Origin of the sequence: Arthrobacter sp. M2012083 (assembly GCF_000281065.1) — a bacterium.
Lineage (GTDB): Bacteria > Actinomycetota > Actinomycetes > Actinomycetales > Micrococcaceae > Arthrobacter.
Genome location: NZ_AKKK01000013.1, coordinates 142216 through 154523, shown reverse-complemented (window position 1 = coordinate 154523; position 12308 = coordinate 142216). Strand labels below are relative to the sequence as shown.

General features: G+C 63.3%; 12 protein-coding genes. 8 read left to right on the top strand and 4 right to left on the bottom strand.

Annotated elements, in window-relative coordinates; genetic code table 11:
* Positions 1–40: 40 nt before the first annotated feature.
* The 8 genes from hemQ (at position 41) to A477_RS0108470 (ending at position 8695) form a co-directional block, all read left to right on the top strand.
* Positions 41–742 carry a hydrogen peroxide-dependent heme synthase gene (gene hemQ / locus A477_RS0108505; protein WP_017198587.1) on the top strand — a complete coding sequence of 234 codons (702 nt, stop codon included), beginning with the start codon at positions 41–43 and terminating at the stop codon, positions 740–742.
* Positions 739–1962 carry a ferrochelatase gene (locus A477_RS0108500; protein WP_017198586.1) on the top strand — a complete coding sequence of 408 codons (1224 nt, stop codon included), beginning with the start codon at positions 739–741 and terminating at the stop codon, positions 1960–1962. The genes hemQ and A477_RS0108500 overlap by 4 nt, the downstream gene beginning before the upstream one ends.
* On the top strand, positions 1959–2957 hold the full coding sequence (gene hemC / locus A477_RS0108495) for a hydroxymethylbilane synthase (RefSeq protein WP_017198585.1): 999 nt from the start codon (positions 1959–1961) through the stop codon (positions 2955–2957). Before A477_RS0108500 ends, hemC begins: the two co-directional genes overlap by 4 nt.
* Positions 2944–3822: a uroporphyrinogen-III synthase gene (locus A477_RS0108490; protein WP_017198584.1), complete on the top strand. Its 879-nt coding sequence runs from the start codon at positions 2944–2946 to the stop codon at positions 3820–3822. Before hemC ends, A477_RS0108490 begins: the two co-directional genes overlap by 14 nt.
* Entirely contained in the window at positions 3819–4799 is a 981-nt protein-coding gene (gene hemB / locus A477_RS0108485) for a porphobilinogen synthase (protein WP_017198583.1), read from the top strand. Before A477_RS0108490 ends, hemB begins: the two co-directional genes overlap by 4 nt.
* Positions 4799–5932, top strand: a complete 1134-nt coding sequence (locus A477_RS0108480) for an LLM class flavin-dependent oxidoreductase (protein ID WP_017198582.1) — start codon at positions 4799–4801, stop codon at positions 5930–5932. Before hemB ends, A477_RS0108480 begins: the two co-directional genes overlap by 1 nt.
* Before the next feature lie 44 nt (positions 5933–5976).
* Positions 5977–7296 carry a glutamate-1-semialdehyde 2,1-aminomutase gene (gene hemL / locus A477_RS0108475; protein ID WP_017198581.1) on the top strand — a complete coding sequence of 440 codons (1320 nt, stop codon included), beginning with the start codon at positions 5977–5979 and terminating at the stop codon, positions 7294–7296.
* 112 nt (positions 7297–7408) lie between these two features.
* Positions 7409–8695, top strand: coding sequence for a glycoside hydrolase family 3 N-terminal domain-containing protein (locus tag A477_RS0108470; RefSeq protein WP_083848034.1), 1287 nt, complete (start codon positions 7409–7411; stop codon positions 8693–8695).
* A gap of 89 nt (positions 8696–8784) precedes the next feature.
* Here A477_RS0108470 and A477_RS0108465 read toward each other — a convergent pair whose 3' ends face one another.
* The 4 genes from A477_RS0108465 to A477_RS0108450 form a co-directional block, all read right to left on the bottom strand.
* Complete coding sequence (locus tag A477_RS0108465; protein ID WP_017198579.1) at positions 8785–9522, bottom strand: amino acid ABC transporter ATP-binding protein; 738 nt, start codon at positions 9520–9522, stop codon at positions 8785–8787.
* Positions 9519–10283 carry an amino acid ABC transporter permease gene (locus tag A477_RS0108460; protein ID WP_017198578.1) on the bottom strand — a complete coding sequence of 255 codons (765 nt, stop codon included), beginning with the start codon at positions 10281–10283 and terminating at the stop codon, positions 9519–9521. Before A477_RS0108460 ends, A477_RS0108465 begins: the two co-directional genes overlap by 4 nt.
* A gap of 12 nt (positions 10284–10295) precedes the next feature.
* Entirely contained in the window at positions 10296–11246 is a 951-nt protein-coding gene (locus A477_RS0108455) for an ABC transporter substrate-binding protein (RefSeq protein ID WP_026005464.1), read from the bottom strand.
* Between the two features lie 323 nt (positions 11247–11569).
* Entirely contained in the window at positions 11570–12280 is a 711-nt protein-coding gene (locus A477_RS0108450) for a 3'-5' exonuclease (RefSeq protein ID WP_017198577.1), read from the bottom strand.
* Between the last annotated feature and the right edge of the window lie 28 nt (positions 12281–12308).

The window sequence follows — 12308 nt, the reverse complement described above, 5'->3', positions numbered from 1 at the left end:
CCGTTTCGACTTAGGGGCTGGCACGGGGCAAACTTGAACCATGAGCCACACTTCTGCCGAATCTGTCACTAAAACTGCTGAAACCGAAGAACAGTTCTACACACTGTGGACGGTCTTCAAGCGCTCGGCCGACGTCCTGCGCAGCGGCGATGCTGCACAGGAATTCGAAGCCCTTGCGGAGAAGCTCGCGGAGGGCGGCGTGATCCTCCGGGGCAGCTACGATGTCTCGGCCATGCGCTCCGACGCTGACATCATGGTGTGGCTCCATGGGCCCAAGCCGGAGGACCTGCAATCCGCAGTCCGCGCCATCCGCCGCAGCAAGCTCTTCGCAGGAACGGACATCGTCTGGTCCGCCATGGGCGTGCACCGCGAAGCTGAGTTCTCCAAGAGCCACGTGCCCGCCTACGCCCGCGGTGTCGAGCCCAGCACCTGGCTCTGCGTCTACCCGTTTGTGCGTTCCTACGAGTGGTACCTGCTGCCCACGGACGAGCGCGGCAAGATGCTCCGCGACCATGGCCTTCTTGGACGCGAATTCCCACAGGTCATTTCCAACACAGTCTCCTCGTTTGCCTTGGGCGACTGGGAATGGATCCTCGGCCTCGAAGCACCTGAATTGGTGGACCTCGTGGACCTGATGCGTCATCTGCGGTCCACCGAAGCGCGCCACCATGTCCGCGAAGAAATCCCCTTCTACACCGGTCGCCGCGTCACGGCTGCCGAGATTGCCGAGGTCCTGGCATGACCCAGCCCGTTATCTCCACAGCACCGAACGCCGTCACTGAGCGTGGACGGCAGGAACCCAAGCAGTACGACGCCGTGCTGCTCGCATCCTTTGGTGGTCCGGAAGGCCAGGATGACGTCATTCCCTTCCTGCGCAATGTCACCCGTGGCCGCGGCATCCCGGATGAGCGCCTCGAAGAGGTCTCGCACCACTACCGCGCTTTTGGCGGGATCAGCCCCATCAACCAACAGAACCGTGAGCTGAAGGCCGCGATCGAGGCTGAACTGGCACAGCGCGGCATCGAATTGCCGGTCCTCTGGGGAAACCGGAACTGGGACCCCTACATCGCGCCTGTCCTGCAGGACGCTTACGACGCCGGACACCGCCGGATCCTGATGCTCACCACCAGCATCTACTCCTGTTACTCCAGTTGCCGCCAGTACCGCGAGGACATTGGTATCGCGCTGACCGAAACCGGTTTGGACGGCAAGCTTGAAGTGGACAAGATCCGCCAGTACTTCGACCACCCCGGCGTAGTCCAGCCGTTCCTCGAGGGAACGGCTGCCGGCTTGGAGGAGATCCGCGCGAAGCTCGCCGCGGCAGGCGAAGCGGACCCGGATTCGAAAATTCGAGTCCTGTTCGCCACCCACTCCATTCCCACCCGGGATGCAGAAGCCGCAGGCAGGTCCGAGGATGAGCCGCGCGAATTCGCAGAGGGTTCCGCCTACGCTGCACAGCACCTTGCCAACGCCAAAGCCATCATGGACGCTGTGGCACCGAACGTGGCCTGGGACCTCGTATACCAGTCCCGCTCGGGCGCGCCGCACATTCCCTGGCTGGAACCGGACATCAATGACCACCTTGAGGAGATCGCTCCGGAAGGCGTCCGCGGTGTCGTCATCGTTCCCCTTGGTTTCGTCAGCGACCATATGGAAGTTGCCTGGGACCTCGACACCGAGGCACTGGAGACCTGCAAAAACCTGAACATTGAGGCCACCCGTGTGCCCACCCCGGGTACCCACGCGGCTTTCGTGTCCGGCCTGGTGGACCTGATCTGCGAACGCACGGTCGAAAACAACATCGCCGAGCGTCCCCACGTAACGGACCTTGGACCCTGGTACGACGTCTGCCGTCCCAACTGCTGCGAGAACTTCCGCGGGGCAAAACCCGTCATCTCCGAAGTTGGCGCCGGCATCGGTATCGGCCACGACGCCTATCCCGCTCCGGAGGCTGCCAAGTGACTGTTCGCATCGGCACCAGGGCGAGCAAACTTGCCCTGACGCAGACGCAGCAAACTGCGGACCAGTTGGCTGCCGTCGGCGGCTTCCCGGTGGAGCTCGTGCACATCAAGACCGAGGGCGACGTCAAAACCGGGTCCCTTTCCCAGATGGGCGGCACAGGTGTGTTCGTTGCCGCCCTGCGGGATGCCTTGCTCGCTGAGACCTGTGATGTTGCCGTGCACTCCCTGAAGGACTTGCCGACAGGGGCCGCGCTTGGCCTGAGCGTCGCCGCAACACCCAAGCGGGTGGATGTCCGTGACGTTCTCTGCGCCCGCGACGGTATGACTCTTGCCGAGCTGCCGGGTGGTGCCAAGGTAGGCACAGGCTCGCCACGGCGTGCCGCTCAGCTTCGGGCCGCACGTCCGGACATTGAGGTACTCGATATCCGCGGGAACGTGGACACGCGCCTTGGCCGTGTCCCGGGACTGCCGGGAAACCCCACCGATGAAGTTATTCCGGGCAAGTCCTGCGACCTTGACGCCGTGGTGTTGGCCGCCGCGGGCTTGGAGCGCATGGACCGCCTGGACACTGTCAGCGAGTTCTTCGAATCGGATGTCATGTTGCCTGCCCCCGGGCAGGGAGCGCTGGCCATCGAATGCCGGACCGTCGATGCCCCGCGCTCCGAGGGTTCAACCGAAGGGTCAAACGGCGTGCTGGCTCAGGCACTTGCGGCTCTGAACGACGACGACACCCGCCTCGCTGTAACAGCCGAACGTGCCGTCCTGGCCAGGCTGGAAGCCGGTTGTGCAGCTCCCGTGGGTGCCTACGCCTTCCGCAAGGGCAGCATGCTGCACCTTGAAGCAGTGGTCTGTGCCGTGGATGGCACCAAGACTGTGCGCGAGAAGAAAGCCACCGACGGTCTCACGGAAGTCGGAGCCACGTTGCTAGGCATCGAAGTGGCGGAGCTCTTGCTCGCTGCCGGCGCCGCGGAGATCGCGGACCTTGCGGCATCCTGAGCCGCATGAACTGAACGGGCTGACCGGTCGGCGCGTCCTGATTACCAGGACCGCCGACCGTGCGCGTCCGCTGGCGTCGCTATTGAGCGGTTTGGGAGCGGAGCCACTCGTGCTGCCGCTCATCGATTTTGAGAAGGCGGGGGACCAGGCTGCCCTTGACGCCTCCTTGGACCGTTTGGTGGCCGGCGACTTCGACTGGATGGTGATCAGCAGCATCACTACAGTGCGGGTCTTGTTGGAGAAAGCTGCTCAGCGAGGCGTTGCCCTCGCGGACCTTGTCCCAGCCGGTACGAAGGTGGCCACCATCGGCCCCTCTTCCCGTCAGGTCCTTGAATCGGTTGGCCTCACCGTCGCCTTGGCGCCTGCGGAAGTCCAGTCGGCCGAGGGTTTGCTTGCTGTGTGGAAAGCGTCCAGTGGGCGGGTTTTCCTGCCTCAAGCTGACATTGCAACGCCTGGCCTGCGGGACGGCCTGGCTGCTACCGGCGCGGACGTGACCTCCGTTGTCGCCTACCACACGGTCGATTACCCTGCCCGTGCGGAACTCCGCCTAACAGCGGAACTATCGTCCGGCGTCGCGGTTTCCGCATGTGAAGTTCCGTCAACGCTCAGCCCGGAAGAGGCACACGCCGCTCTCGACGCCGGAACCCTGGACGCCGTAGTGGCTGCTTCTCCCAGCGCTGCCCGTCGCATCGCCCAATTGTTTCCGGCATTGGGCACCTGCCGCTTCGTCGCCATTGGACGTCCGACGGCGGCAGAGGCCTCGCGAATCGGCCTCACCGTTGCAGTCACAGCCAAAGAACCGACCCCGGACGGCATCGTGGCCGCCTTGGAATCTATTTTCGCCAACGAAGGGAACCCGCAATGAGCTTTCCGAACCATCGTCCCCGCCGCTTGCGCACAACTCCCGCCATGCGCAGGCTCACCGCCGAGACCCGCCTGGCACCCGCGGACCTGATCCTTCCTGCGTTCATCCGGGAGGGACTTATTGAGCCGAGCCCCATCAGTTCCATGCCGGGGGTCGTCCAGCACACCACCGAGTCCCTGAAGCGGGCGGCCGCGGAAGCCGTGGAGTTGGGCGTCGGAGGCATTATGCTGTTCGGCGTGCCCGCGGTACGGGACGCGCAAGGCACCGCTTCGCTGGATCCTGAGGGCGTCCTGAACAAGGCCATTCGTGACGTCAAGGCCGAGGTCGGCGATGACCTGGTGATCATGGGCGATGTTTGCCTCGACGAATTCACGGACCACGGCCACTGCGGCGTCCTCGATTCCGATGGCTATGTGGACAACGACGCCACGCTGGAGATCTATGGCCGGATGGCAGTCGCCCAGGCCGATGCCGGAGCCCACGTGCTGGGGCCCTCGGGAATGATGGACGGCCAGATCGCGGTCATCCGTCAAGCACTGGAGGAATCCGGACACAAGAACACGGCCGTACTTGCCTACGCTGCCAAGTACGCGTCAGCGTTCTACGGCCCGTTCCGTGAGGCCGTGGATTCGCAGCTTAAGGGTGATCGCCGGACCTACCAAATGGACGCGTCCAACCGCCGGGAGGCCATCCTGGAAGTTGAGCTGGACCTTGAAGAAGGCGCCGACATGGTGATGGTCAAGCCTGCCATGAGTTACCTGGACATCCTGGCCGACGTCGCTGCCATGAGCCCGGTGCCGGTGTCGGCCTACCAAATCTCGGGCGAGTACGCCATGATCGAAGCGGCCGCAGCCAACGGTTGGATCGACAGGCGCGGTGCCATCACCGAATCCGTCCTCGGCATCAAGCGTGCCGGGGCCGACACCGTCCTGACCTACTGGGCCTCCGAACTGGCAGGCTGGCTGAAGGAGTCCTGATGTCCGCTGTTCCCGCAGAATCCGCTGTTCCCGCAGAATCCGCTGTTCCCGCAGAGTCCGCAGTCACGTCCGACCCCACCGCTCCCGTGGGGGCAACCGGGATCCTCCTCGGCCTGAATACTTTTGGCGACGCCGGTGTGGATGCCGATGGGAATCCGAAGGAGCATGCGCGCGTCCTGCGCGAACTGCTCCAGGAAGCAAAGCTGGCTGACGCCGTCGGAATCCATGCCTTTGGTGTGGGCGAACACCACCGCCGCGATTTCGCCGTGTCCGCGCCCGAAGTCTTCCTTGCAGCGGCCGCTGCGGTGACCTCAAGGATTCGCTTGGGGTCGGCCGTTACCGTGCTCAGCTCCGATGATCCGATCCGGGTTTTCCAGCGCTTCGCCACTGTGGATGCGTTGTCCAACGGCAGGGCAGAGGTCATGCTCGGCAGGGGTTCGTTCGTGGAGTCGTTCCCGCTGTTTGGCTTGGACCTGGCGGACTACGAAGTCCTGTTCGAGGAAAAACTGGAGCTGTTCCATAAGGTTCGAGCGCAGAAACCGGTTCATTGGGAGGGGCGCACGCGGCCCAACGTCAACGGTCTGCAGGTATACCCCAAATTGCAGCACCACTTGCTGCCGGCCTGGATTGGCGTCGGAGGTACACCTGAGTCCGTGCTGCGCTGCGCCGAATACGGGTACCCCATCATTTTCGCCATTATCGGGGGAGAGCCCCGCCGCTTCGCACCGCTGGTCAACCTGTACCGTGAGGCGATGGCCAAGTACGGCCATCCGATGCGCCAGATCGCAACGCACTCACCCGGTTTCATCGCTGACACGGACGAAGCTGCCCGGGAAGAGCTGTTCCCGCATTGGCTGGAGCAGCGCAACAGGATCGGTTCGGAACGTGGCTGGGGTCCTGGGAACCGCGGGGAGTTTGATGCCATGTGCGGCCCCGAAGGTGCCCTCTACGTTGGCTCCCCGGAAACCGTGGCGCAGAAAATCGTCCTGCTCAAGCGGAACCTTGGTGTGGACCGCTTCGACCTCAAATACAGCAATGGAACATTGCCGCATCAATCCATGATGCGCTGCATCGAGCTCTACGGCACCGAGGTAGCCCCGCGGGTTGCTGAGCTGCTGGCCACAGCATCCTAGGTGGCGGCCATGCCGCACCCTGAATCACTGAAAGAATAGGAACCATGACGTCAAACACCCCCGTGTCCGATCAACTGTTCGACCGTGCCCGGTCCCTGATGCCCGGCGGCGTGAACTCGCCGGTGCGGGCCTTCGGGTCAGTGGGTGGCACTCCGAAGTTCATGGTGTCCGCCAAGGGCGCCTACCTGACGGACGCCGACGGTAAGGAATACGTGGACCTCGTCTGCTCCTGGGGGCCGGCGCTGCTGGGCCACGCCCACCCTGCCGTGCTTGAGGCCGTTCACGCAGCTGTGGACCGCGGCCTTTCCTTCGGAGCCTCCACACCGGATGAAGCCAACCTTGCCGCGATCGTCAAGGACCGGGTGTCCGCCGTCGAACGCCTGCGGATGGTGTCCACCGGAACTGAAGCCACCATGACGGCCGTTCGCCTGGCTCGCGGTTTTACGGGCCGCAACCTGATCATCAAGTTCGCCGGTTGCTACCACGGGCACTTGGACGGCCTGTTGGCGGCTGCAGGATCCGGCGTTGCCACGTTGGCTCTGCCCGGTTCTGCCGGCGTTACGGAAGCCACCGCAGCTGAGACCCTGGTTCTGCCTTACAACGATCTCGCTGCGGTTGAGGCTGCCTTCACTGCCCACGGCCAAAACATCGCTGCCGTCATCACGGAAGCGGCTCCGGCGAACATGGGCGTCGTCACCCCCGGCGAAGGCTTCAACGCGGGCCTTTCCCGCATTACCAAGGAACATGGTGCGCTCCTCATCCTCGACGAAGTCCTCACCGGCTTCCGCACCGGCTACGCCGGCTACTGGGGATTGACCGGCCGCCAGGAAGGATGGGCTCCGGACCTGCTCACCTTCGGCAAGGTCATCGGCGGCGGAATGCCGACGGCGGCACTCGGCGGGCGTGCCGACGTCATGGACTACCTCGCTCCCGTAGGACCGGTTTACCAGGCCGGCACGCTGTCCGGAAACCCCGTGGCCATGGCCGCAGGTGTGGCAACGCTGACCCACGCAACTCCTGAGGTATACGCCTATGTTGATGCCCGTTCACTGGAGCTCTCCGCTGCGCTCTCCTCGGCCCTTGACGACGCGGGCGTGGACCACTCCATCCAGCGGGCGGGCAACCTCTTCTCGCTTGCGTTTGGTACCTCTGCCCACGGCGTGCACAACTACGACGACGCCCAGCGGCAGGAAAGTTTCCGATACGCGCCGTTCTTCCACTCGATGCTGGACTCCGGCGTTTACCTTCCGCCGTCGGTCTTCGAAGCCTGGTTCCTGTCCGCTGCCCACGACGACGCTGCGATGAACCGTATTATCGACGCCCTACCGGCAGCAGCAAAGGCTGCGGCGGCCGCTAGCGCCTAGTCTTTGGTGATGCCCCGGGCGACTGCTAGAAGCAATTGTCCGGGGCATTGTTGCGTCCGATCGGGGTAGGCTCGTAGGTGGAAACCCACCCCCAACGAATTCACGGTTTACCATGCGCAAGTCCCCGTCCATTGCATCACTGAGTGTCAGCATCGCCACCGCTGGAGTGCTGTTGGCTGCGGCTGTCGGCTGTTCCAGTGGCCCGGAAAGTTCCGGCCAAAGCTCGGGGGAGGGGACGCCGTCGGCGGCTGTTTCTTCGCCTTCCGGAACGCCCACTCCCACATCCCCGCCCGCGTTAGCTACCAAGTCAGCGGTTCCTTCCCCGCCCCCTTCCGTTTCGCCTGTGCCGGCGTCGAGCTCGCCGTCAGCCGCGGAGCAGCAGCTCGGCGCACTTAGCCTTGAGCAGCGGGTGGGACAACTGTTCATGGTGGCGGCCAAGGCCGGCGGCCCCGAACCGGGAACCATGGAAGCGCTGACCAAATATCACGCCGGGAACGTTTACCTCAGCGGACGCAGCAAGGCCGGAACTGTCCCGACGGCGTCCCTTGTGTCTTCGCTGACAGGCACGGTCTCAACTGCCACCACTGGCGGGGTGCCCCTTTTTGTGGCCACCGACCAAGAGGGTGGATACGTCCAGGTTCTCTCCGGTCCGGGGTTCTCCACGATTCCTACGGCTCTGGTCCAGGCGTCCTCCGGGGCGGCAAAACTCCGCGCGGATGCTGCTGCGTGGGGTAAGGAACTTAGCAGCGTAGGCATCAACGTGAACCTCGCGCCGGTCCTGGACACAGTGACCAGCCCACAGTTCGCACCCTCCAATGCGCCCATCGGCCATTTCCAGCGGGAGTACGGCTACGACCCAGCCAACGTCTCGTTGCTGGGCAATGCTTTTGCCGATGGTATGAAGGACGCTGGCGTGGCCCCGGTAGTGAAGCACTTCCCAGGGCTTGGCAGGGTTGTTCCCAACACGGACGTCACAAGCGATGTCCGTGACACGGCCACCACACGGAACGATCCCGCACTGGAGCCTTTCCACACGGCCATCAAGTCGGGTGCCCAGTGGGTCATGGTTTCGAATGCCTACTACGACAAGATCGACGCCGCCAACATTGCGCCGTTCTCATCGACCGTGATGGAGGCGATGCTCCGTGCTGACGCCGGCTTCACGGGAATAGTCCTCTCGGATGACCTCTGCAGTGCGACCCAGCTGGAAGCATGGTCCGATGCCGAGCGTGCCCTGAACTTCTTCGCCGCAGGTGGAACCATGCTGGTGTGTGCCGATCCCGCGAGCATTCCGGCGATGCACCAGGCGGTGGTGCAGAAGGCCACGGCAGATCCCGCCTTCCGGGCCAAGGTGGACGCCGCCGCGCTGACGGTGCTGCGGGTCAAGGCCGGTCAATAGCGGCCCCAAGGCAGTGAGAACAGCAAAACCCCGCCTTCGCTGGGAAGGCGGGGTTCTTTGTAGCGGTGTAGTCCTGCTGGGAGGGGCCCTTAGAGGACGTCCGAAAGGAAACCCTGAAGGCGTTCCGTTTGCGGATTGGTGAATAGCTGCTCCGGAGGCCCGGATTCAACCACCACGCCGGCGTCCATGAAAGTCACGATGTCCGAGACGTTGCGGGAGAAGCCCATTTCGTGGGTTACCACCACCATGGTCATGCCTCCCTGGGCCAGGTCCGTCATGAGCGCAAGGACACCCTTCACGAGTTCCGGGTCCAGCGCGGAGGTGGCTTCGTCAAAGAACATGACCTCAGGCTTCATCGCCAGCGCGCGGGCGATCGCCACACGCTGCTGTTGTCCGCCCGAGAGGTTGGCCGGGCGGGAATCCGCCTTATGCTTCAACCCAACCAAGTCCAGCTGGGCCAGTGCCTCGTCGCGCGCCTGTTCCTTGGACATGCCGCGGAGTTTGCGCAGAGCCAGCGAGATGTTCTCGGCCACCGTCTTGTGCGGAAAAAGGTTGAACTGCTGGAAGACCATGCCTATGCGGCGACGCAGTTCGTCCGGGTTGTCCTTCAGGACCGAACGACCATCCAGCAGGATGTCGCCCTGATCCGGCTCGATGAGGCGGTTCATCACACGGAGCAGCGTTGACTTGCCCGAGCCTGACGGGCCGATCACGGAGGCCGTGGTGCCCTTCTCGACGTGCAGGTCGATGCCCCGCAACACGTGGTTGCTGCCGAACGACAAGTGGATGTTTTTCGCTGTCAACGTTCCTGATGCGAATTCACTCATGCCTGCGCTCCTTTTCCTACGACTGCCGCTGCCTCGTCCGGTTCCTTCTTCTCGGGGCGTCCAGCGCGCATGCGGGCGTCAATGAAGTTCACGAAGTGCGTGAGCGGGATGGTGAGCGCCAGATAGAAGATGGCCGCTGCCACGTACGGAGACAGGTTCCCGCTGTTCGCGGCGGCGTCCTTGCCGATCTGGAAGATTTCACGCTCAGTTGCCAGGAGGCCCAACATGAAGACCAGCGACGATTCCTTGATCAACGCGATGAACTGATTGACCAACGCAGGAAGAACGCGGCGGATGCCTTGCGGTACTACCACCAGGCGCATGGATGAGCCGTAGCTGAAGCCCAAAGCACGGGTGGCCTCCAACTGGCCCTTGTCCACGCTCTGGATTCCTGAACGGAAAATCTCGCCGATGTACGCACCGGACATCAAGGACAGCGCTGCTATGGCCATGGGGTACGGGCTGGTGGAGCCCGTCAGTTCGCGAATAATCGGGCCGAAACCGAATCCGATCACCAAGATGGTCAGCACCGGAGGGAGCCCGCGGAGAATGTCCGTGTAAATGCGGGCTACCCACCGTGCTGCTGCATTCCGGGAAATCCCCATCAGGGCGAGCAACATCCCGAGCGCGGTCCCGATGATGCCCGAGACGACAGCCAGGACGATGGTGTTGGGCAGGCCGACGGCGAACATCTTGGGGATGACTTCGCCCATTGCCTCCCAGTCAAAGAAGGTCTCGGCTAGTTGATTGAGGATATCCATGGAACGCCCTGGTTACTTGGCGGGGAGCTGGACGGCCTTGCTGCCCGGCTTCCAGCCCTGGGGGGTCTGCTCGGCGGCAGTCGGACGGTCCTTGTACCACTCGGCCGTGAGCTTGGCCCAGGTGCCGTCGGCAATGACGGCGTCCAAGCCGGAGTTCAGGGCGTCGATCAGCGGCTGGTTATCCTTGTTCACGGCGTACGCGGTGAAGTTCTGGGTGTTGACAACCTTCTCGGCGATCTTGGTGTTGTCGCCGTCTTTGACCTGGCCTTCGGCCTGCTGCGAAGGAGCAACCCACGCGTCGATCTGGCCGTTCTTCACGTTGCCGTAGACCGTGTTGTAGTCAGGGAAACGGACAGGTTCGATCTTGAGGGTGTTCGTCATGTAGTCATCCTGGACGGTGCCCTGGACAACGCCGATGCGGAGGCCTTCCTTGACGTCGGCGAAGCCGGTGACCTTGGAGTCGCTCTTGGTCACAATGGCCATGTAGCCAAAGTCGTAGCCATTGGTGAAGCCGACCGTCTTGCGGCGGGCGTCCGTGGTGGAGATTGAGGAGGATCCGACGTCGAACTGCTTGTTGCCCACCTGGGACAGGAGCGCTGAGAAGTCGGTCGACGCGAACTCGACCTTGAGGCCCAGCTTGTCACCGATGGCGCGCAGGAGTTCGTTGTCGTAGCCGGTGAACTTACCGGAAGGATCAATAAAGATGTTCGGCGGGGCGTCGGAAAGGGTGCCCACGCGCAATGTGCCGTCGGTGATGAGGCCCAGCTTGGACTTGTCGATCTTGTCCAGCGGCGTCACGTCGGCAGTGGTGAACGTGTCCAGCGACTTCTGGTCGCTGCCGGCCAGGGCATCGGTAGGCGTACCGCTGGGCTCGGAGGTTCCTCCGCCGCATGCTGCCAGGGAAATCACCAGGGCTGCAGCCACGGGGGCAACAGACAGCCACTTAGGGGCTTTGAATTTCATGAAGAAATCTCTTTCATCGGGTCACGGAGACGTTTCGCGGTGGGCGGGGAATGCGGCAGCAATACGAAGGTTGGCTGCCCTAGCAGACTTCAACCCGCCAAACTTAATTATGTCACCAGCCCGCCAGCGCGCGGTGAATCGAAGAAATGACTGTCCACCCTCGGTTCTGCCGAATAAAGTTCCCGTCCGGAGTGCGTTGAACTCCGGACTATTCCGAAGGCGGAGCCTCGTATGGAATCCGCGCGCGGCCAACCCCGGATTTGGGGTTCCCGAAAGTTGCTGTGACTTGCGTCGCAAAAGGGGGCGGGCGCCTCCTCTCGGGGCTAGAAGCCGCCCCGGCTTGCGTCTTCGGGCGGAAGGACCGGCCACTCGCCCTCGATGACAGCAGTGGGCTTACTGCGCCGCAAGTACTGCTGGAAATCAGCGGCCTGGGATGCGGCCCAGTCTACTTGTAGCTGGTGCAGCGTGGACGCCGGCATCTGCAGCTTGGGGAATTTGCCGGCCATGGCATCCAATACCCGGAGCGTAGCGAGAGCGTCCGCAGCGGAAGTATGCGCGTTCGTCAGGTCCACGCCGTATTCCTCGCACAAAGCGGTAAGGGTGCGCTTTCCCTTGCGGTAACGGTCCACCTGCTTGTTCATGACATAGGGGTCAAGCACGGGGAATCGGCTGAGTTGGGGAACTCCGTAACGGGCGGACTCGGCCGCCAACACCGTGAAATCGTAGCTGGCGTTGAAAGCAATGACGGGGGTGCCGTCGTCGAACAGTCCTTGGAGTACCCCAGCCACCTCGCGCGTAACCTCTGCGGCCGGGCGGCCTTCTGCACGGGCTTTCTCTGTGGTGACGCCGTGCACCTCGCTGGCTTCGGGCGGGATTTCAACACCGGGATCTGCCAACCACTCGTGCTCTGCGATGAGCTCCCCGTGGGCATCCACGACGGTGATGGAAGCGGTGACGATCCGCGCTGACCGTGAGTTTTTCCCGGTGGTCTCGAGGTCGAATGCGGCGCGGGAGAGGGTGTTCCAGGAGCTCATGTCTTCAAGCTACCGGCTGGGTCCGACA

Bases quoted from the DNA above. Each gene is read 5' to 3' on its own strand.
- A477_RS0108500 (WP_017198586.1), top strand. From the start codon at position 739: ATGACCCAGCCCGTTATCTCCACAGCACCGAACGCCGTCACTGAGCGT.
- A477_RS0108465 (WP_017198579.1), bottom strand. From the start codon at position 9,522: ATGAGTGAATTCGCATCAGGAACGTTGACAGCGAAAAACATCCACTTG.
- A477_RS0108460 (WP_017198578.1), bottom strand. From the start codon at position 10,283: ATGGATATCCTCAATCAACTAGCCGAGACCTTCTTTGACTGGGAGGCA.
- A477_RS0108450 (WP_017198577.1), bottom strand. From the start codon at position 12,280: ATGAGCTCCTGGAACACCCTCTCCCGCGCCGCATTCGACCTCGAGACC.
- hemB (WP_017198583.1), top strand. From the start codon at position 3,819: ATGAGCTTTCCGAACCATCGTCCCCGCCGCTTGCGCACAACTCCCGCC.
- A477_RS0108470 (WP_083848034.1), top strand. From the start codon at position 7,409: ATGCGCAAGTCCCCGTCCATTGCATCACTGAGTGTCAGCATCGCCACC.
- A477_RS0108480 (WP_017198582.1), top strand. From the start codon at position 4,799: ATGTCCGCTGTTCCCGCAGAATCCGCTGTTCCCGCAGAATCCGCTGTT.
- hemQ (WP_017198587.1), top strand. From the start codon at position 41: ATGAGCCACACTTCTGCCGAATCTGTCACTAAAACTGCTGAAACCGAA.
- A477_RS0108455 (WP_026005464.1), bottom strand. From the start codon at position 11,246: ATGAAATTCAAAGCCCCTAAGTGGCTGTCTGTTGCCCCCGTGGCTGCA.
- hemL (WP_017198581.1), top strand. From the start codon at position 5,977: ATGACGTCAAACACCCCCGTGTCCGATCAACTGTTCGACCGTGCCCGG.